The 21452-nt window shown below is 32.8% G+C and carries 21 protein-coding genes and 1 pseudogene; 18 read left to right on the top strand and 4 right to left on the bottom strand.

The window, feature by feature from the left end; all coding sequences use genetic code 11:
• Positions 1-4 precede the first annotated feature (4 nt).
• The 8 genes and pseudogenes from HMPREF3239_RS06465 to opp4C all read left to right on the top strand — a co-directional run bounded on the left by HMPREF3239_RS06465 (position 5) and on the right by opp4C (position 9511).
• Positions 5-1084, top strand: a complete 1080-nt coding sequence (locus HMPREF3239_RS06465; protein ID WP_053029729.1) for an ABC transporter ATP-binding protein — start codon at positions 5-7, stop codon at positions 1082-1084.
• Positions 1077-2021 (top strand): ABC transporter ATP-binding protein, encoded by a 945-nt coding sequence (locus HMPREF3239_RS06460; protein WP_053029727.1) that lies wholly within the window; start codon positions 1077-1079, stop codon positions 2019-2021. Before HMPREF3239_RS06465 ends, HMPREF3239_RS06460 begins: the two co-directional genes overlap by 8 nt.
• A gap of 26 nt (positions 2022-2047) precedes the next feature.
• Entirely contained in the window at positions 2048-3709 is a 1662-nt protein-coding gene (locus HMPREF3239_RS06455) for a peptide ABC transporter substrate-binding protein (RefSeq protein WP_053029725.1), read from the top strand.
• Positions 3710-3904: 195 nt separating this feature from the next.
• Positions 3905-5617 (top strand): oligopeptide ABC transporter substrate-binding protein, encoded by a 1713-nt coding sequence (gene opp4A, locus HMPREF3239_RS06450; RefSeq protein ID WP_070855090.1) that lies wholly within the window; start codon positions 3905-3907, stop codon positions 5615-5617.
• 46 nt (positions 5618-5663) lie between these two features.
• The gene (locus tag HMPREF3239_RS06445) at positions 5664-6635 is read left to right on the top strand and encodes an ABC transporter ATP-binding protein (RefSeq protein ID WP_070855089.1); all 972 of its coding nucleotides are present in this window, start codon (positions 5664-5666) and stop codon (positions 6633-6635) included.
• 13 nt (positions 6636-6648) lie between these two features.
• Positions 6649-7619, top strand: a pseudogene (locus HMPREF3239_RS06440) (ABC transporter ATP-binding protein).
• Entirely contained in the window at positions 7616-8578 is a 963-nt protein-coding gene (opp4B, locus tag HMPREF3239_RS06435) for an oligopeptide ABC transporter permease (protein WP_053029715.1), read from the top strand. Before HMPREF3239_RS06440 ends, opp4B begins: the two are co-directional and overlap by 4 nt.
• Before the next feature lie 24 nt (positions 8579-8602).
• Entirely contained in the window at positions 8603-9511 is a 909-nt protein-coding gene (gene opp4C, locus HMPREF3239_RS06430; protein ID WP_141763599.1) for an oligopeptide ABC transporter permease, read from the top strand.
• Positions 9512-9565: 54 nt separating this feature from the next.
• On the opposite strand, the gene trpS is transcribed toward opp4C, so the two are convergent.
• Positions 9566-10555, bottom strand: a complete 990-nt coding sequence (trpS, locus tag HMPREF3239_RS06425) for a tryptophan--tRNA ligase (RefSeq protein WP_053029711.1) — start codon at positions 10553-10555, stop codon at positions 9566-9568.
• 288 nt (positions 10556-10843) lie between these two features.
• On the opposite strand from trpS, the gene spxA reads away from it, so the two are divergent.
• From spxA to HMPREF3239_RS06395, 6 genes are all read left to right on the top strand, one after another.
• A complete protein-coding gene (spxA, locus tag HMPREF3239_RS06420) occupies positions 10844-11239 on the top strand; it encodes a transcriptional regulator SpxA (RefSeq protein WP_011276230.1) in 396 nt (131 codons plus the stop codon).
• A 327-nt stretch (positions 11240-11566) separates the two neighbouring features.
• Entirely contained in the window at positions 11567-12286 is a 720-nt protein-coding gene (gene mecA, locus HMPREF3239_RS06415) for an adaptor protein MecA (RefSeq protein ID WP_053029709.1), read from the top strand.
• A gap of 102 nt (positions 12287-12388) precedes the next feature.
• Positions 12389-13348, top strand: coding sequence for a competence protein CoiA (locus HMPREF3239_RS06410; protein ID WP_070855087.1), 960 nt, complete (start codon positions 12389-12391; stop codon positions 13346-13348).
• A gap of 64 nt (positions 13349-13412) precedes the next feature.
• Entirely contained in the window at positions 13413-15221 is a 1809-nt protein-coding gene (pepF, locus tag HMPREF3239_RS06405; RefSeq protein ID WP_070855086.1) for an oligoendopeptidase F, read from the top strand.
• A gap of 349 nt (positions 15222-15570) precedes the next feature.
• Positions 15571-15948, top strand: coding sequence for a hypothetical protein (locus HMPREF3239_RS06400; protein WP_053029704.1), 378 nt, complete (start codon positions 15571-15573; stop codon positions 15946-15948).
• Between the two features lie 15 nt (positions 15949-15963).
• Positions 15964-16611: a hypothetical protein gene (locus tag HMPREF3239_RS06395; protein ID WP_070855085.1), complete on the top strand. Its 648-nt coding sequence runs from the start codon at positions 15964-15966 to the stop codon at positions 16609-16611.
• A 62-nt stretch (positions 16612-16673) separates the two neighbouring features.
• Here HMPREF3239_RS06395 and yjbH read toward each other — a convergent pair whose 3' ends face one another.
• The 3 genes from yjbH to HMPREF3239_RS06380 all read right to left on the bottom strand — a co-directional run bounded on the left by yjbH (position 16674) and on the right by HMPREF3239_RS06380 (position 18529).
• Positions 16674-17471: a protease adaptor protein YjbH gene (gene yjbH / locus HMPREF3239_RS06390; RefSeq protein ID WP_053029700.1), complete on the bottom strand. Its 798-nt coding sequence runs from the start codon at positions 17469-17471 to the stop codon at positions 16674-16676.
• A gap of 23 nt (positions 17472-17494) precedes the next feature.
• On the bottom strand, positions 17495-17860 hold the full coding sequence (locus tag HMPREF3239_RS06385) for a truncated hemoglobin YjbI (RefSeq protein ID WP_070855084.1): 366 nt from the start codon (positions 17858-17860) through the stop codon (positions 17495-17497).
• 87 nt (positions 17861-17947) lie between these two features.
• A complete protein-coding gene (locus tag HMPREF3239_RS06380; RefSeq protein ID WP_070855083.1) occupies positions 17948-18529 on the bottom strand; it encodes a CYTH domain-containing protein in 582 nt (193 codons plus the stop codon).
• A gap of 245 nt (positions 18530-18774) precedes the next feature.
• Between HMPREF3239_RS06380 and HMPREF3239_RS06375 the strand changes: the two genes are divergently transcribed.
• Genes HMPREF3239_RS06375 through HMPREF3239_RS06360 form a run of 4 tightly spaced genes read left to right on the top strand, consistent with a single transcriptional unit; the run spans position 18775 to position 21450 of the window.
• A complete protein-coding gene (locus HMPREF3239_RS06375) occupies positions 18775-19122 on the top strand; it encodes a UPF0738 family protein (protein ID WP_070855082.1) in 348 nt (115 codons plus the stop codon).
• Positions 19123-19138: 16 nt separating this feature from the next.
• On the top strand, positions 19139-19768 hold the full coding sequence (locus tag HMPREF3239_RS06370) for a GTP diphosphokinase (RefSeq protein WP_011276222.1): 630 nt from the start codon (positions 19139-19141) through the stop codon (positions 19766-19768).
• Positions 19769-19780: 12 nt separating this feature from the next.
• Entirely contained in the window at positions 19781-20590 is an 810-nt protein-coding gene (locus HMPREF3239_RS06365) for an NAD kinase (RefSeq protein ID WP_011276221.1), read from the top strand.
• Positions 20587-21450 (top strand): RluA family pseudouridine synthase, encoded by an 864-nt coding sequence (locus HMPREF3239_RS06360; protein ID WP_070855081.1) that lies wholly within the window; start codon positions 20587-20589, stop codon positions 21448-21450. The genes HMPREF3239_RS06365 and HMPREF3239_RS06360 overlap by 4 nt, the downstream gene beginning before the upstream one ends.
• Positions 21451-21452: the final 2 nt, after the last annotated feature.

The raw sequence follows: 21452 nt of genomic DNA, 5'->3' as shown, positions 1-21452 counted from the left end.
GGTTATGTCAGAAAGAGTTTTAGAAGTAAACGACTTGCATGTTTCCTTTGACATTACGGCAGGGGAAGTGCAGGCAGTTAGAGGCGTAGATTTTTATTTGAACAAAGGGGAAACGTTAGCAATAGTAGGCGAGTCTGGTTCGGGTAAATCAGTAACGACAAAAGCAATCACTAAATTATTCCAAGGGGATGTTGGAAGAATAAAAAAAGGTAAAATTGATTTCTTGGGCGAAGATTTGGCCGTCAAATCTGAAAATGAGCTTATTAAATTACGTGGTAAAGACATTTCAATGATTTTCCAAGATCCAATGACATCGCTTAATCCGACGATGCAAATTGGTAAGCAAGTTATGGAACCACTTATCAAGCATAAAAATTATAATAAGGCGGACGCTAAAAAACGTGCGCTAGAAATATTGAATTTAGTAGGATTACCTAATGCAGAAAAACGTTTCAAAGCGTATCCACATCAATTCTCTGGTGGGCAAAGACAAAGGATTGTTATCGCAACAGCTTTGGCTTGTGAACCGAAAATATTAATCGCTGATGAACCAACGACTGCCTTAGACGTTACTATGCAAGCACAGATATTAGATTTAATGAAAGAATTGCAACAAAAAATTGATACATCAATTATATTCATAACACATGATTTAGGTGTTGTAGCAAATATTGCAGATAGGGTTGCTGTCATGTATGGCGGACAAATGGTGGAAACCGGGGATGTAGATGAAATCTTCTATGATCCAAAACATCCGTATACTTGGGGATTACTGTCATCTATGCCTGATTTAACTACGAGCAATGATACAGAATTAATTGCAATTCCAGGGACACCTCCTGATTTACTACATCCACCTAAAGGGGATGCATTTGCTCGACGAAGTCAATATGCTTTAGATATTGATTTCAAACAAGAACCACCATGGTTTAAAGTATCACCAACTCATTTTGTTAAATCTTGGTTATTAGACGAAAGAGCGCCTAAAGTAGCACCACCAGAAATGGTGATGAAGAGACAGCGCCAAATGCCTAATAATTACGACAAACCACGTCAAGTAGAAAGGGTGTCGTTCGATGGATAAGAATAATGAAATATTATTAGAAATTAAAAATTTAAAACAATATTTTAATGAAGGTAAACGAAATGAAGTAAGAGCCATAGAGGACATCTCTTTTGACATTTATAAAGGGGAAACACTAGGGTTAGTTGGAGAGTCAGGATGTGGTAAATCAACAACAGGAAAGGCAATTATTAAATTAAATGACATCACGAGTGGAGAAATTTTATATGAAGGTCAAGATATTCAGAAAATTTCTAAACGTAAAGATTTATTAAAATTCAATAAAAAAATTCAAATGATATTTCAAGATCCATACGCATCTCTTAATCCTAGGTTAAAGGTAATGGATATCGTTGCTGAAGGAATTGATATTCATAAATTAGCTAGTGGTAAAAAAGATCGTAAACGACGTGTATATGATTTACTTGAAACAGTAGGTTTAAGTAAAGAGCACGCAAACAGGTATCCTCATGAATTCTCAGGTGGACAAAGACAGCGTATTGGCATTGCACGTGCGTTGGCCGTTGAACCAGAGTTTATCATTGCGGATGAACCAATTTCAGCACTAGATGTATCGATTCAAGCGCAAGTTGTTAACTTAATGTTGAAACTACAACGAGAACGAGGTATTACTTTCTTATTTATCGCACATGACTTATCTATGGTTAAATATATTTCAGATCGTATCGCAGTGATGCATTTTGGGAAAATTGTAGAGTTGGGTTCTGCCGATGAAATATACTATCATCCATTACATGAATACACTAAATCATTGTTATCAGCCATTCCACAACCCGACCCAGATAGTGAAAGAACACGTAAACGTGTAGCATACAAAGATGATGAATCTAAAAATAGTGAGCGAAGCCTTCAAGAAATTAGACCTGGTCATTTTGTCTTTGTTACTGATGAAGAAGCGGCTCAATTAAAAGAACAGCATCTAACGCAAAGCGTTTAATACTGGGGAAGGAGGATGAAATTGTTATGAGAAAAATTAACTTTAAAGTGATTTTAGGTTTAATTGTAACTACTTTACTATTAAGTGCATGTGGTAAAGGTGGTGGATTATATGATGATAGTGGGCAAACATATCGAGTTGCCACTTCTTCAGATATAAATACACTTGATTCAACACTAGCTACTGATACAGTTTCATTTACGATATACAATCAAGTATTCGAAGGGTTATATTCACTTAATGGTAAAGATGAAGCTGTACCAGGTGTCGCAAAAGGACAACCTAAAAAGTCAAATGGTGGAAAAACGTGGACAATTAAATTACGTAAAGATGCAAAATGGTCTAATGGGGACCCGGTAACGGCACATGATTTTGTATTTGCATGGCGTAAAGCTGTTGATCCAGAAACTGCATCAGAATATGCATACATAATGTACGATTTGAAAAATGCAGAGGATATTAATCTAAATAAAAATGGTAAGAAACCTAAAGATTTAGGAGTAAAAGCATTAGATGATTACACATTACAAGTTGAGTTAACAAAACCAATTCCTTATTTCCAACAAATGTTAGCTTTTGGTACGTTTATGCCACAAAATGAAAAAGTAGTAAAAAAATATGGTAAATCTTATGGTACTACTGCTGATAAAACTGTTTATAATGGTCCTTTTAAAATTGATAAGTGGGCTGTAGAAGATAAAATCATGTTAACTAAAAATAATGATTATTGGGATAAAAACCATGTTAAATTAGATAGAGTCAACTATAAAATATTGAAAGATACACAAGCTGGTGCCTCATTATACGATACAGGTTCTGTTGATGTTGCAGGTATAACATCTGAACAAGTAGACAAGTATAAAGATAGTCCAGCGTTATTCAAACGTTTATTAGCATCTACATTCTTTTTGAAACTAAACCAGAAAGAACAACCAGAATTTAAAAATAAAGACATGAGATATGCGATTGCTCAAGCAATTAATAAAAAGGACTATGTTAATGAAGTGCTTGGTACAGGTGCAAAACCGTTTGATGGCTTTACTGCACGTGGAACAGCTAAAACACCAGATGGCAAAGATTATGCTGATACTGTAAATTCACCACTTAAGTACAATCCTAAAAAAGCAAAAGAACATTTAGAAAAAGCGAAGAAAGCACTAGGTAAAGATGAATTTACCTTCACATTAAATACTGAAGATACACCAGATTCTAAAATTTCTGCGGAATTTATTAAATCTCAAATTGAAAATAATTTACCAGGAGTAACGGTAAAAGTTAAGCAATTACCTTTTAAACAAAGAGTTCAAGCTGAATTGACGATGAATTACTCAATGTCATTATCAGGTTGGGGACCAGATTATCCTGATCCAATTACTTTCTTAGATACGATGACAACAGGAAATGCTCAAAACAACACTGGTTGGAGTAGTAAAGAATATGACAACTTATTAAAAAAAGCGAACGGTAGTTTACTACAAAAACCAAATGAGAGATTTGCTGCTATGCGCCAAGCTGAGGAAATTTTCTTAAATGATGCACCTGTAGCACCAATTTATCAAAAAGGTGCTGCTTCATTAAGAAATCCACAATTAAAAGGTATTGAGTATCACCAAATTGGTGGAGATTATTCATTAAAACATGCATATATGGACAAATCGATTGATAGAGAAACTGGTAAGAAAAAATAAAAATGAATAAAGCGTGTCAAAATGCAGCCTAGCTACGAATGAGATAGTTAGGTTGTATTTTTTATGGAAAATTTAAAGTAATTGAAAGTTAATAAATAAAATGTTATCTGAAAATTCTAAAATTTAACTTGTTAATTTTTATTTTAGAAGTAAAATAAGAAAAACATCTTAGAATCAACAGGAGGATTGATATGAGTGAAAGTCATTGGTAAATATTTAATACTCTTACTAGTAGCAGTATTAGTATTGAGTGCATGTGGAAAAGGAAAACAGGATGAAAATTCAAAGGATTTGTCAAAAACAGAAACATCTAATCACAAAGGTGGAGTATTAAACGTAGGTTTAAATGCTGCTCCTTCAGGAACACTGTCATCTGTGTTGAGTTCAGATGCTTCAGACTCAGCAGTCGAAGCTTATTATAATGAATCATTAATTAAACTAGATAAAAATATGAAACCTAAACCATTTATTGCTTCATGGAAAGATATTGATCCAGGTAAGAAGATTAAATTTACAATTAAAAAAGGCATTAAATGGCAAGATGGTAATGAGTTTAAAATTGATGACTGGATTTATACGTTAAATGTTTTAGCAGACAAAGATTATGAAGGTAGTTATTTCCCTATTGTTGAAAACATCGAAGGTGCTAAAGAAAAACATGAAGGCAAAGCGGACACGATTAGTGGATTGAAAAAACTAGATGATTATTCTATGGAAGTTACTTTTAAAGAGAAGAAAGTAAACTATCTTGAAGGCTTCTTTGCTGGTCCATTATTAAGTAAAAAATATTTAAGCGATGTAGCAGTTAAAGATTTAGCGAAATCAGATAAAATCAGAAAACATCCAATTGGTATTGGACCTTATAAAGTGACAAAAGTTGTTCAAGGTGAAGCAGTTCAATTAGAGAAATTTAATGATTATTGGCAAGGTAAACCAAGTTTAGACAAAATTAATTTAAAAGTTATTGATCAAACACAAATTGTGAAAGCTATGAAAAATGGCGAAATTGATATGACTGATTCTACTACAGGTAGTATTGCTCAAGAAGCTAAAAAATCTGGAGATGGAAAACTTAAAGTATTATCAACACCAGGTACAGACTATTCTGTTATTGGTTTTGTATCTCATGATTATGATAAAGAGAAGAATAAAACTGGTGCAGAACGTCCTAAATATAAAGAAAAAGAACTTAGACAAGCAATGTTATATGCAATTGATAGAAAAAAATGGATTAAAGCATTTTATCAAGGTTATGGTAAAGAACTAAATAGCTTTGTTCCATCTATCCATTGGATTGCAGCCGATCAAAAAGACTTAAATAACTATAGTTACGATCCTGAAAAAGCTAAAAAAATGTTAGATAAATTAGGATATAAAGATAGAAATGGAGATGGCTTCAGAGAAGATCCTAACGGTAAACCTTTTGAAATTAACTTAAAACATTATTCAGGCTCAAACCCTACATTTGAACCTAGAACTGCGGCTATTAAAGATTTCTGGGAAAAAGTAGGATTAAAAACAAATGTGAAAATGGTTGAGTTTGGTAAATATAACGATGATTTAGCGAGTGCTTCTAAAGATATGGAAGTTTATTTCAGAACATGGACAGGCGGTTCTGACCCAGACCCTTCTGATTTATATCATACTGACAGACCACAAAACGAAATGCGTACTACTGATAAAACATCAGATAAATTGTTAGATGATGCGTTAGATTTCAATAAAGTAGGAAATAACGATAAAAAACGTAAAGAAATTTACTTAGAATGGCAAAAACATACTAATGAAGTTCTTCCAGCATTACCAATTGTTCAATTAGATACTATTACAGTAGTCAATGATAAAGTGAGAAATGTTGATATCTCAATTGGCTCAGATAAGGATTTATATCAAATAACTAAAGAATAAAAGATGAACCTCGACTTTAGTCGAGGTTTATTGATTGGAGCAAATTATGGATAACTATTTATTAGAAATAAATGAATTAGAAACATCTATTAATATCAACAACAACTGGTACCCTACAATTGATCAAATTTCTTTTAAATTAAAAAGTAATGAAACACTTGGAATTGTTGGAGAATCTGGATGTGGCAAATCAATCTTAAATAAGTCAATTGTAAAACTCTTACCAGAAAAAATATCTAAAATCACACACGGTAAAATTATATTCGACGGTAAAGCGCTACAAAATGCTAGTGAAAGTGAATACCGAAAAATTAGAGGGAAAGATATCGGTATGGTGTTTCAAGAGCCTATGACGGCACTGAATCCTGTATTTAAAATCAAAAATCAATTAATAGAACCTATTATTTTACATTTACATAAAACGAAAAAAGAAGCATATGTGTTGGCTAAAGAATTGTTACAGCAAGTAGGGATAGCTCGAGTAGAAGAAGTACTAAATAGCTATCCGCATCAATTATCCGGTGGGATGCGACAAAGAGTGATGATTGCGATTGCAATTTCTTGTAACCCAAAATTATTAATTGCTGACGAACCGACTACAGCGTTAGATGTAACGATACAAGCACAAATTCTTGAATTACTAAAAAAATTACAGCAAGAAAATAACATGTCAATTATTCTGGTTACGCATGATTTAAGTGTCGTATCGGAATTTTGTGATAAAGTCATCGTCATGTACGCTGGACAAATTGTTGAATTTGGGGAACTACATCAAATTTTAAATCATCCTAAACACCCATATACTAAGAAATTACTTCGTACAATTCCAAAGTTAAATGAAAGTGTGGAGTATTTAGAAGTGATTGATGGCATGGTACCCAGTATAACTGAGTTTAATAAAAATCAATGTCGTTTTGCGAATAGATGCGAAGTCAGAATGGAATTATGTAACCAACGAGAACCAAAACTTATGAGTAGGGATGGTAGTCAAGTACGCTGTCATCTTTTAGACCAATAGAGGGGAAGAAAAAATGGATAACATCTTAGAAATACAGAATTTAAAAACATATTATCCTATTAAATCAGGCCTTTTTAAACCAACGCAATACGTTAAAGCAGTAGATGATATTTCTTTTACAATTAGAAAAGGACAAACATTTGGTTTAGTAGGAGAATCAGGATGTGGTAAGTCAACGCTTGGAAAATCTATCGTTCGATTAGAAAATATAACATCGGGTGAAATTAAAATTAATGATGTTGATATTACGCAATTAAATGGAAAAAAATTACGAGAAGCGCGTAAAAATTTTCAAATGATATTTCAAGACCCCTATGCTTCGTTAAATCCAATGCAAATGGTTGGAGATATCATAGGCGAACTGTTACAAAATTACCATGTAGTTGATAAAAAGAAACTTAAAGATGAAGTAATGTATTTATTAAACTGCGTAGGGATGAGTGAGGATACGTATTACAAATATGCGCACCAATTTTCAGGGGGACAAAGACAGAGAATAGGTATAGCTAGAGCGTTAGCAATTAGACCAAAACTTATTGTGGCTGATGAACCTGTGAGTGCTTTAGATGTATCTGTTCAGTCTCAAGTATTAAATCTTATGAAAGATCTACAAAAAGAATTTAATTTAAGCTATTTATAGCTCATGATTTGAGTGTAGTGAAACATATTAGTGATGTGATAGGTGTTATGTACTTAGGACATATGGTGGAAATCGCAGATAGCACTGAGTTATATAGAAATCCACAACACCCTTATACTAAGGCTTTAATTTCGTCTATACCCCAATTTAATCAGGCTAAGGGAAATAGAATTATTTTGAAGGGAGAATTACCATCTCCAAGTAATCCACCTAAAGGATGCCCATTCCACACTAGATGTCCGATTGCACAAGATAAATGTCGCGAGCAAAGACCGAAGCTAGAAGAAATAAAAACACAACATCATGTTGCTTGCTTCTTTACTGAAAGGGTGAATGCTAAATGATAAAACTCATCTTAAAACGATTTCTTTTAATGATACCATTACTATTTTTAATATCAATCGTGGTATTTAGCTTAGCAATAATTCAACCAGGTGATCCTTTTAGTGGACAATACAACCCTCATGTTAAGCAAGAGGCAATTGCCGCTCAGAGAGAAAAACTAGGTCTCAATGATTCTATACCAACGCAATATGTCAGATGGATTGGAAATGTAGCACATGGTCATTTAGGAGAATCTATTAAATATAAGCGACCAGTATTTGATTTAATTATTGAACGCTTACCTAATACAATATTGCTTGGTGTTGTATCTCTAATAATTACATATATATTATCGTTTATTCTAGGAATTGTTTCAGGAAGATATGCATATTCAATAGGAGACTATACTATTCAAGTTTTTAACTACGTTATGTTGGCTATTCCTTCATTTATTGCGGGTGTATTTGCAATTTATCTATTTGCATTTCAATTCCCGATATTTCCTTTTCAAGGGTCAGTCAATATTAATCTTCAAGAAGGAAGTTTTGCATACTATTTGAGTAAGCTCTATCATACGATTTTACCTGCTTTAACGTTGGGATTATTATCAACTGCCGGTTATATTCAGTATTTAAGAAACGATATTATTGATAATGCTAATAAAGACTATGTTTTAACTGCTAAAGCAAAAGGTTTATCAATGAATAAAATTTATAATAAACATATTTTACGTAACTCATTAATTCCAATCATTACGTTTTTAGGAGCTGATATTGTAAGTATCTTAGGCGGTGCGGTTATTACTGAAACAATTTTTTCTTTTAATGGTATTGGTAAATTGTTTTTAGAATCAGTAACTGGGCAAGATTATCCATTAATGATGGCGTTAACGTTATTCTTTTCATTTTTGGGGTTATTTGGAAATCTTATATCTGATATAACTTATAATTTTGTCGATCCTAGAATTCGTAGTAATTAAAATGAGAAGAGGTAAAGGTAAATGATGACCAAACGACGTAATCACTTAAAAACTGTAAAAAAGGCATCTTCACCTACAAAGATTGCCTTACACAAATTTGCCAAGAATAAAATTGCTATGGCATCATTAGTATTTTTAATTTTAGTAGCCATTATATCAATTATTGCACCACTATTAGCACCGTTGCCTATTAATCAGCAAGATTTATTAAATATCAAAGGTGACATGACTTCTCAAAATATATTAGGAACCGACTCCGGAGGTAGAGATAATTTCAGTAGATTATTATTTGCAGGAAGAATGTCGTTGACAATTGGATTAGTTTCTACGATTGGTATGCTGATAATTGGGATAGCAATAGGTGTCATATCAGGTTATTTTGGAGGCATACTTGATACCCTATTAATGCGTGTCACTGAATTTGTAATGCTTTTTCCGTTTTTAATTTTCGCAATCGTTTTAAATGCTGCGCTTGGTGATAAAATTAAAAATCCATACGGCTCAGCGATTATTTTAGTAGCAGTTATTATCGTTCTTAGTTGGGGAGGTATTGCTAGGTTAGTACGTGGGAAAGTCATGCAAGAGAAAGAAAATGAATATTTCTTAGCAGCGAAATCGATTGGTACGCCCACACATAAAATTATTTTAAAGCATTTATTACCTAATATTTTAAGTGTAGTTATTGTACAAGCTACTTTAACATTTGCAGGAATGATTGTAGTAGAATCTGGTTTGAGCTTTTTAGGATTTGGGATTAGTAAATCCATTCCTTCATGGGGGAACATGTTAAGTGATGCACAAGAAGGCGACATTATTAGTTCTAAGCCCTGGATATGGATGCCCCCCGCACTAATGATTATGTTTACAATACTAAGCATTAACTTTGTTGGTGAGGGACTCAAAGATGCATTTAACCCTAAAGGAAGAAAATAACTAAAAATAGGTAATAAAAAAGTGAGATGACTTAACTCATCTCACTTTTTATTATTATCGTTTACGTCCTAGTCCCATAGCGCGTTCCATTTTTTTCAATGTTTTGAACGAGGCTTTTTGAGCTTTATCGCGACCATGATCTAGTATTTCATCTAATTTGTCTGAATGATAAAATTCATCATATTTCTTTTGGAAATCAATTAAGAAATCTTTGACGATTTCTGATAAGTCGGTTTTGAATTTTCCGTATCCTTCATTTTCATATTTAGCTTCTAAATCTTTAATAGATTCATTTGTTAGGCTAGAGTAGATTGTTAATAAATTTGATATACCTGGTTTGTTATCTCGATCAAATTTAATAATGCCATCTGAATCTGTTACAGCACTTTTAATCTTCTTAGCAGCCACGTTAGGTTCATCTAGTAATGAAATAAAGTTTTTTTGATTGTCATCACTTTTACTCATTTTCTTAGTTGGGTCTTGTAAACTCATTACACGGCCACCTACTTTAGGCATGCGAATTTCTGGCTTAACTAAAACGTCATTATAACGACTATTAAAGCGTTCAACTAAGTTTCGAGTTAATTCCATATGTTGTTTTTGGTCTTCACCAACTGGAACAATGTTAGTATTGTAAATAACAATATCTGCAGCCATTAACGGTGGGTAAGTTAGTAACCCAGCTGGAATACCATCAGTTCGCTTTTGAGCTTTATCTTTATATTGAGTCATACGTTCAAGTTCACCCACACTTGAGATTGTTGTGAGCATCCAACCAGCTTGTACGTGTGCTGGTACTTCAGATTGTATAAATAAGGTCGCTTTTTCCGGGTTGATTCCTGATGCTAAATAAATAGCTGCAAGTTGACGTATTTGTTTACGCAATTTGATTTTATCTTGCGGCACTGTGATAGCATGTTGGTCAACAATGCAAAAATAACAATCGTAATCATTTTGTACATCAGCAAATTGTTTCAATGCGCCAATATAATTACCAATTGTGGGTATGCCACTAGGTTGAATTCCTGAAAATAATGTCTCCATATTAGATGCCTACTTTCTTAGTTTTAATTCATATTATTTAAATTATAACAGTATTTCTTTAAAATGTAAGTTATGTTAGTATGTAGTTATACGTTAATTCTAAGCCTTTAAAGTTAGGTTTTTAGAAAATTTGAGATTTCTCAGAAAAATTAGGATTTTCTCATTTAATTTTAATGTTAGATAGTTATACTTACATTGTAAGGTTAAGAGGACTAAATAAACGATTATTTCTTAATCAATAAATTTAAAAATAATGAATAATATTCATTCAATAGGAGAGTGAGATGTATGGTAACATTATTTACTTCACCAAGTTGCACATCTTGCCGTAAAGCGAAAGCATGGTTACAAGAACATGACATTCCATATACGGAGCGTAACATTTTTTCTGAACATTTAACAATTGATGAAATCAAACAAATTTTAAAAATGACTGAAGACGGAACTGACGAAATTATTTCTACTCGTTCTAAAACATATCAAAAATTAAACGTTGATATTGATTCTTTACCATTACAAGATCTTTATGCAATCATCCAAGATAATCCTGGACTTTTACGTCGTCCAATTATTTTAGATGAAAAACGTTTACAAGTTGGTTATAACGAAGATGAAATTAGACGTTTCTTACCTAGAAAGGTACGTACTTTCCAATTACAAGAAGCGCAACGTCTTGTAGATTAATTCTAAAATTTAATTGAAGATTATAATATTATGAAGAGGCTAGGCATAAATAATATAATGCAGCTATTTTGCAAATTCGCAGTAGCTGACTGAACTGAAAAGGCGCTTAAATCAAGCTTTTCTCAGTTCTAGTCATCCTTGCGGGGGTGGGACGACGAATTTTAAAAGAATTCTGTTCCACTCCCTTTTTGTAACTTTAAAAGGGAATATGTTAGTATATATAACGATTATAAAATAGTTAAATTTAATCAAACAAATAAATTGTAATTTCCACCACGTTCTAATACAATATGGTTACTATTCATCGACTGTAAGGAGTGAGATGATATGAGAATAGAACGCGTTGATGACACAACAGTCAAATTATTTATAACTTATAGTGATATTGAAGCTAGAGGATTTAGTCGTGAAGATTTATGGACGAACCGTAAAAGAGGCGAAGAATTCTTCTGGTCAATGATGGATGAAATCAATGAAGAAGAGGACTTCGTAGTTGAAGGTCCACTTTGGATACAAGTACATGCCTTCGAAAAAGGTGTGGAAGTTACGATTTCTAAATCTAAAAATGAAGATGCTATGCATATGTCAGATGAAGATGCGAATGAACAATTTGAAGAACAGGTTAATGAATTGCTTGCAAATACATTGGAAAATGAAGACAGTATTGAAAACTTATTCGAACAAAGAGCGCAACAAAAACAAGCGCATAAATCTGAACAAAAGCAAACGAAACAACGATCTAATATTAGAACAGTTATTGTTAAATTCGATGATTTAGAACAAGTGATAAGTTATGCTTATCATCATAATTTATCAACTGATGAATTTGAAGATTTATTATATATGAATGATAATAAATATTATTATGCTGTTCACTTTGATGAAACAGTGAGTCAAGAGACTATTAATGATAGTTATAGTCAAATGTTAGAATTTGCATATCCAACTGATAAAACTGAAGTGTATTTAAACGATTATGCTAAGATTATTATGAGTCATAACGTTACTGCACAAGTCCGTCGTTATTTCCCAGATACGGTTGAATAATGAAACGTTTTTACCGAGGCAATGAATAATGCTTCGGTTTTTTTGTGTTGAGAAGTAAAATCACCATCTCAAACGTTTAATCTTATGAGGTGAGTGAAATTTATGTTAATGGCTATAAATCAACAAGGCGAGCAAGTATATGCGCATCGTGCAAAACAACAAGACAGTTATTTTTGTCCGCATTGTAGATCACAACTATTGCTAAAACGTGGCACAAAGAAAATGCCGCATTTCGCGCATAAAGTGGATAGCGTAAGTTATTGTGCGAAGCAAGAATCGGAACAACATTACTTTGTAAAGTGCTTCATTGCGAAGATGTTATCACAACAGCATTATCACGTTCAAATTGAGCCTTATTGCCCGACGATACAACAATTCCCAGATATACTAGTCAACTTAAATTTTGTCATTGAAATTCAATTTTCTAGAATAAGTATAGAAGAAATCTTAGAACGAACAAAGGGGTTTAAACAACTGAATATGGAAGTCATTTGGTTGCTTAAAGATTGTCGATATCATAGAGGAAGGTTATATCTCAATTCATTTCAAGCACATTTTATACATCCAATTAACAGGTGTTTATATGTATGGAATCATGAGAACAAGCGCATTGTTTTATATAGTCAAATTCAGCATATTGGTGGCAAACAATTTATCGCAAAACAAACAGTAATTGAAATCAATGAATTAGTGAATCAGATTAATATAATGTCTCCACCATATCAACACATTTTCAAGTTAACGAAATCTGAAATACATCATTACTTGAATCAATGTAGAAGGCAAAATTCTGTCCTTGAGCCTTCTTTAAGTGCAATGTATCAATTAAGGTTGTCAGATGAAGTTGTTTATCGTAACTTCGGATACATATTCCCTTATCAACTTTACATTGAGAATCATCCAGTTCAGTGGCAATTACAATTGGAATTATTGAATCAACAAGAACGTGATGTGCATCAGTGTTTAAAAGACTTTCTTAAATTTAGACAGATGTACCTTAACACTATTTCTATGGATCATGTTGTCTCAGAACTCATTAATCATTACAGAAAATATAGTTAAAACGTGCAATTCAAAGGGAATAATGAGAAAATTATACCATTAGTTATTATAGGAGGTTTACTATATGAGTCAACAATTAACAAGAGAAGAGCAAGAACGTAAATATCCAAATGATACGTGGGATTTAACAACAATTTTTGAGAGTGATGAAGCTTTCGAAGCCGCATTAAAAGAGGTTGAAGGTTATCTAGGTAAAGAAGAACAATTTAAAGGACACTTAGGTGATAGCTCGGAAACGTTATACAATGCGTTATCATTAGAAGATGAAATTAGTACTAAACTTGAAAAAGTATATGTTTATGCACATTTAAAACAAGACCAAGACACATCAAATGATAAATATACTGGTTTTGAATCACGTGCGCATCAACTTATCATTAAAATAAGTTCAGCATGGAGTTTCTTAGTACCTGAAATACTTCAAATTGATGAAGATAAATTACAATCTTTTATTAATGAGAATAATGAATTAAAACGTTACGAATTTGACTTGAAATTGATTAACGAAAAACGACCACACATTTTAGATGCAGAACAAGAAAGATTATTAACTGAAGCACAAGATGCATTGTCTACACCAAGTAATGTATATGGTATGTTCAGTAATGCTGATCTGGAATTTGAAGATGCGGTCGATAAAAATGGTGAGAAACATCCATTAACGCAAGGCATTTTTATTAAATATTTAGAATCAGATGATCGAGTATTACGTCAATCTGCATATAATAATTTATATAAAGCATATGGTGCTTACAATAATACTCTAGGATCAACTTTAGCAGGTGAAGTTAAGAAGAATGTGTTTAATGCTCGAACACATCATTATAAAACAGCTCGTGAGCGTGCGTTAAGTAACAACCATATTCCTGAAGAAGTGTACGATAATTTGATTAAGACCGTGCATAAATATTTACCATTATTACACAGATATACGAAACTAAGAAAAGAATTATTAGACGTTGATGAGCTGAAAATGTACGATTTATATACGCCAATGGTTAAGGACGTTAAATTTGAAATGCCTTATGAAGAAGCGAAAGAATGGATGCTTAAAGCGTTAGAGCCAATGGGTGAAACATATCTTGATGTTGTTAAAGAAGGTTTAAATAATCGTTGGGTAGACGTATATGAGAATAAAGGTAAACGTTCAGGTGGTTACTCATCTGGTGCGCACTTAACTAATCCGTTTATTCTATTAAACTGGTCAGATACTGTCTCTGACTTATATACACTAATTCATGAGTTTGGTCATTCAGCACATAGTTATTTCAGTCGTAAATATCAACCATCAAATTCTAGTGACTATTCAATCTTTGTTGCTGAAGTTGCATCAACTTGTAACGAAGCGTTATTAAGTGATTATATGGATAAACATTTAGATGATGAACGTCGTTTATTATTGTTAAATCAAGAACTTGAAAGATTCAGAGCGACTTTATTCCGTCAAACAATGTTTGCAGAATTTGAACATAAAATTCATCAAATTGAAGAAGCGGGTGAACCATTGACGGCAACACGTATGAATGAGGAATATGCTAAATTGAATCAACAATATTTTGGTGATGTTGTTGAAACAGATGACAATATTAGCAAAGAATGGTCACGTATTCCTCACTTCTATATGAACTATTATGTATATCAATATGCAACAGGTTATAGTGCCGCACAAAGTTTAAGTCATCAAATTCTTACTGAGGGTAAACCAGCTGTAGATAGATATATTAATGAATTCTTGAAAAAAGGAAGTTCTAATTACCCAATTGAAATTCTGAAAAATGCAGGTGTGGATATGACATCTCCAGAACCTATTGAGCAAGCTTGTGAAGTTTTTGAGCAAAAATTAGATGCGTTTGAAAAGTTAATGAAAGCTTAAAATAACTGTATACGTTTACAATATGGCAAGTTTGTGACAATTTAAAAATAAAGGGACTTTATTATTGAAACACCTATTTTAGCGTGTTATATTATGAACATGAAATTAATCACATAACAAACATACCCCTTTGTTTGAAGTGAAAAATTTCTCCCATCCCCTTTGTTTAGCGTCGTGTAATCAGACACGGCGTTTTTTTATGCCTTTTAATAACCATCTCAGTTTATTATCTCTTATTTTATAAATAGTTTTATTCCCTTTTCTATTACATGATGATTTTTAATATTAATTTGTTAAAATTAAGTCGTGATTTAATTTTATATTTAATCAATTTGAAAGGGGAGTATCAATGAAAAAATTTACTTTGTTATTGTCTATGATTTGCTTAACAATTGTTTTAGCTGCTTGTGACGATGGGGAACAAAAGGAACCATCAAATGACAGTAAGAAATCAGAAAAATTTGAGTATGTATATTACGAAGTCTTAAATGATGGTGATGAAGATTCGCCTAATGTTGAAATTAAATATAATGATAAAGAAAAGCACCCACATATTGAGCGCACAAGTTTAGATCATGTTTATGAACATATATTAAGCGATGGTAATGAAAAACCTTACATCATTAAAGATGGTAAAAATATACATGTCTATCGACCACCGTATATGACTTATGGCGATGATGATGTAGAAGGAAAAGTAATTTCAAAAGATCAAGTAACTAAATAGGAGGGCGACGACTTAGTGAACAAAATATTAAAGTTGATAAGTTGCATTTGTATTGTGAGCTTACTTTATATGTTTGAAATGACGCATCATCAGTTACATGCTACAACTTCAAATGGTGGCACATCAAGTAGTTCATCGTCTTCAAGTTCAAGCAGTGTATCTTCAAGTAGTGCAGCAACTAGAACGACATCGTCTTCAAGTTCAACTATGAATCGCTCTAGTGCAGTTAACGCTTCTCGTGCATCGAGACTGTCTAGCCAACGTGCTGCAGCGCAAGCGTCTAAAACGAGTAATATAGCTCATAATACTAAAGCTAAAAACACATATCATTCAAGTCGCTACAATCATCAAACACGTGCACTTTTAAATCCTAATTACAAATATAGTCCATATGCTTCTGTACCATCACAATTTATGGCAACAAACTTCTATAACAATTGGCTATTTTATTATATGATTGCTAATTCATCTCAAGAACATAAACATAGCGTTAACTATCAAATGAATATGTTAAAACATCAAATGAAAGCTAAAGAGACATTATATACAGTGACTATTAAGACAAAGCAAGGAGATAGAGTTGTTGTGTTGCCAAAGCATCAATTTGATAAGCTTCAAAAAGGAAGTAATGTGAAAATAAAAAATGGGGTTGTACAACCTTAAGTAAGTTAAACGATCAAAAAACAACCAATCAAAGCGACTCTGCAATGATTGGTTGTTTTTAATTAAATTCTAGGCATTTTTGATTGCCAAAAATCGCCTTCAGGATATTGAAGTTTTTCAACTTTTTGTTGTAATGCCAATTTTTTTAGTTCTTTGGTCAATAACTTTTCGGGCCACTCGTAAATGGTTAATAATTCTTCCATAGTGACAAGTTGTTTCTTTTGAATATATTCCTCAATTTTTGGTGGAAGATTTTTCTCAATTGGGGTACCCATTAATTCGTTAATGATGTAAGTATATATATGATATGGATACAATCCTTCGACTTTGAGTCCTTCCTCATGAACATCTTCACTGAAGAATACAAGTGAAGGTGCCTGTTCAATTTCCATTTCTCGAGCAATGTGTAAATCTATTTTTAAACTTTCAGTTAGTTTGCGCTTTTGTAGATCTTCTTTAAATTCATTGTAATCTAAACCTGCGTTGATGATACAGTCACAAATCATCTCTTCCGTAATAATATCCTTCTTAGGGATGATTTCATTTTGCATTAAATGTATAAAACGCTCTGCTCTTAAACGCCCTTGTAATTCAGCGGCTTTATAAGCTAAGGCGATATTATCAAAATCAGAGGTACTTTGAGCTTGGCACTTAGTAAGTACTTTCAATGAAGGGTTTAGAATATGTCTGATACGGATATATTGATTATATTCAATTCTTAATTTAGAAATAATCGCTGATAATTTAAAGCAATCTGCATTAAACGGATCGAAAAATGAATAAATTTCAATTTTATTTACAGGTGACAGATTAGCATCTTCACGACTTTTATTGTCTACGATTTTTAGTTCTTCAGCCATGTTTTACTCACCTTCAATTATATTTAGGAATTTACCATGTGATTTGCGGTTAGACGTAATCGTTCATATAAGTAATCTCCGACGCCAGCTGGAAATTGCGCATCGGTTATTGCAATATGCATATTTTCTAACCATGCATCTCTTTCGTAAGTTGTTATTTTAAATTCCATGTGTCTCTTTTTTAATATCGGATGTCCGTGTTCTTCAGTATATAGGTTTGGTCCACCAAGAAATTGAGTGAGAAATTGTTTTTGTTTTCTACTCGTTTCGGCAAAATCCCCAGGAAACAAATGATTGATTCTATCATCTTTTTCGACTAAAGAATAGAAATGATCAATCATATTGTAGAGTGCTGTTTCACCTATAATATCGTATGGCGTTTTAGACATAATATCACCAATTTCCATTAATATATTACTAATATAACATGAATTTTTACATTTAAAAGTAATTTGACTTTTTACAATGACGTTTGATTAGTTCTCAATTTGGTTCTTGTAGTCGAAGAAACGTTGTACTTTATTTTTCGGTACAGTGTGTTCAAGATTAAATTCATTTAATAGCTTATTAAATTTCTGCAAGCCACTGTTATAATCATTAACTTCAAATTCTAATTCATAATCAACCTTGTCGAAATAATCACTTTTATCTAATACTAATAATTCGTCTTGATAAGTTGTTTCCAGACGCGCTGTTGTTAGTGCACCTAATATAGTGAGTTCATTGTCATTAACACCATATGATTCAATAATGTCTCGAATATCATGTGGTAATGTGTGCGTGGATATCACATCACCAGTGTTTGGGTGATACGTCACCATATGATTGTATTCCATTAAACCTACTTCGGCTGGTACTTTTAAGGTCAATTCGTATGTATCATTTTTAACACGAATACGTAATGCTGACTTATGATTACGTAATGTGAAACTTGGCGTATCAATATAATAGTTTGTTTGAGTAAAAGGTTCTTTATGTTCAAAAAATGCATGCTTAAATTTATCGTATACGTCTTTATTTAGTAATTGTTTGAATTCAATTTCATTATTTGTAGCCATAACTTGCACCTCGTAATCCATTTATTGTAATACATTATGACTGAGTTGTATCAAAATTTAAAGTAATTAAAGTTGTGTGAAATAAGTAAATATGAGCAAAAAAGTATAGATTATAAAATGATGCGTCTAAAGGCGACGTAACGGCGTTAATTGAACAGGACTAAACGATTAATAAGTGCATTTCAAACGTGTGTTATGCAGTTGAATTATGTTAAACTAGTAAAGAATAATAAGGAGGAACAAGCATGCGTATTTATGTAAATGAAATTAAAATTAAAGACGATGGCATTTATTGCTACTCAGAAGATCCAACCGATGGGTTAGTAGAAGTAGGGCAAATGCTTGTTGATAGTGATAATTATGGATTTGCCTACTTATTAGATGATGGACAATCGTATGATTACTTGATTTTCGTTCAAGAAACATGGTCCATGTTGCATGAGAATAGAGGCAAGAAATTAATTGTAAACGATGAATTGGAATTAGAACATTTTCAAGAGGAATTAGATTATATCCTTGAGAATGTTGAAGGAAATAATAACTATGGTAAGGAGTTTGTTTCAGCTGTTGAAGAAACTTTTGACCTAAAGTGAAGCGGAGTGAAACAATATGAATCAATGGGATCAATTTTTAACACCATATAAACAAGCCGTTGATGAGTTAAAGGTAAAATTAAAAGGTTTGCGTAAGCAATATGAAGTTGGAGAAGATGCTTCACCCATTGAATTCGTTACTGGTCGAGTAAAACCAATTACGAGTATTATTGATAAGGCGAATAAAAGGGGTATACCATTTGATCGACTGCGTGAAGAGATGTATGATATTGCCGGTCTAAGAATGATGTGTCAATTTGTGGATGATATTGACGTTGTGGTTAATATGCTTAGACAGCGCCAGGATTTCAAGGTAATTGAAGAACGTGACTATATTAATAATACGAAACAAAGTGGTTATCGTTCATATCATGTGATTATTGAGTATCCGATTGAAACGCTAAATGGTCAGAAAGCTATTTTAGCGGAAATCCAAATTCGAACATTAGCGATGAATTTCTGGGCTACAATCGAACATACACTTAGATATAAATATGACGGTGATTATCCAGCAGAAATTCAGCATCGTCTTGAACGTGCAGCAGAAGCGGCATATCTTCTAGACGAGGAAATGTCTGAGATTAAAGATGAAATTCAAGAAGCACAGAAATATTATTCTCAAAAACGTGCAAAAAAACATGACTAATGAGGTGTGGGGATGCGTTATACAATCTTGTCAAAAGGTGATTCGAAATCCAATGCATTAAAGCATAAAATGATAAATCATATGAAAGACTTCCATATGGTAGAAGATGCCGTTAATCCAGAAATAGTGATTTCGGTAGGTGGAGATGGAACGTTGCTCCAGGCTTTTCACCAATATAGTCATATGTTGTCACAGGTGGCGTTTGTCGGTGTACATACAGGTCATTTAGGATTTTATGCTGATTGGTTGCCTCATGAAGTGGAAAAATTAATTATCGAAATTAATAATTCTGAATTTCAAGTCATTGAATATCCATTGTTAGAAATTATTGTGAGATACAATGATAATGGTTATGAAACACGTTATTTAGCTTTAAATGAAGCAACGATGAAGACTGAAAATGGATCGACACTCGTTGTGGATGTAGGTATTCGTGGGAAACAATTTGAGCGTTTTAGAGGTGATGGATTATGTATTTCAACACCATCAGGTTCTACTGCCTATAATAAAGCATTAGGTGGTGCGTTAATACATCCTTCACTTGAAGCCATGCAAATCGCTGAAATTGCTTCTATCAATAATAGAGTTTTTAGAACAGTGGGGTCACCACTTGTTTTGCCTAAGCATCATACATGCTTAATCACACCAGTTAATCACGACACGATACTTACCACAATTGATCATGTGAGTTTAAAACATAAAAATGTCAATGGTATCCAATTTAGAGTAGCGAACGAGAAAGTTCGATTTGCTAGATTTAGACCATTCCCATTCTGGAAAAGGGTACATGATTCATTTATAGAGAGTGAAGATGGTCGATGAAATTTGTATATAAGATTCAGCATAATGAACTGCTTAAGTCTTTTTTACAGCGTCATCAATACTCTAAAAAGACAATTAGCGCCATTAAACTTAATGGCGCTTTAATTATTAATAATAAGCATGTCACCGTTAGGAAAATGATGATGCCGGGTGATGAATTAACCATTGAGTTGCCTGAAGAAATACCTAGTGCGTATTTAATACCTTCCGATAACCCTGTTGAAGTGCTATATGAAGACGATTATTTAATTATTGTTTCTAAACCGCATCATTTAAATAGTACACCATCAAGAGAACATCCACATGATAGTTTGATAGAACGCGTATTGTACTATTTGAATGATGGACAATTTACGCATTCAGTTATTGTACCGCATATTGTTACACGTTTAGATCGTAATACCCGTGGCATTGTTGTATTTGCTAAGTATGGGCATATCCATCATTTAATGTCGACGATGGCTCTAGAAAAACGATATATGTGCGTGTGTTATGGTCAAACGCCAATCGACGGTGTGATAGAAGCGCCAATTGCAAGAGATAGTCAAAGTATTATCACTAGGAAGGTAGATCATTTGGGGAAATACGCTAAAACATCGTATAAAGCGATTGCGCATAAACCTAATGCGAGCCTATGTGAAATTAAGTTACATACCGGGCGTACACACCAAATACGCGTTCACTTTAATTATATTGGGCATCCACTTGTAGGCGATGATTTATACGAAGGAAGTCATCCTACAATTCATACGCAATCTTTACAATGTTATAAAGTGACATTCATACATCCGATTTATAATAAAGAGATTGAGATAGAGATAGATTATAAATGGCTAGACAAGATATATACAGAATTATAATA

Source organism: Staphylococcus sp. HMSC34C02 (assembly GCF_001838705.1).
Lineage (GTDB): Bacteria > Bacillota > Bacilli > Staphylococcales > Staphylococcaceae > Staphylococcus > Staphylococcus borealis.
The sequence above is the reverse complement of the archived record's forward strand: the minus strand, read 5'-3'. Positions and strand labels throughout refer to the sequence as shown.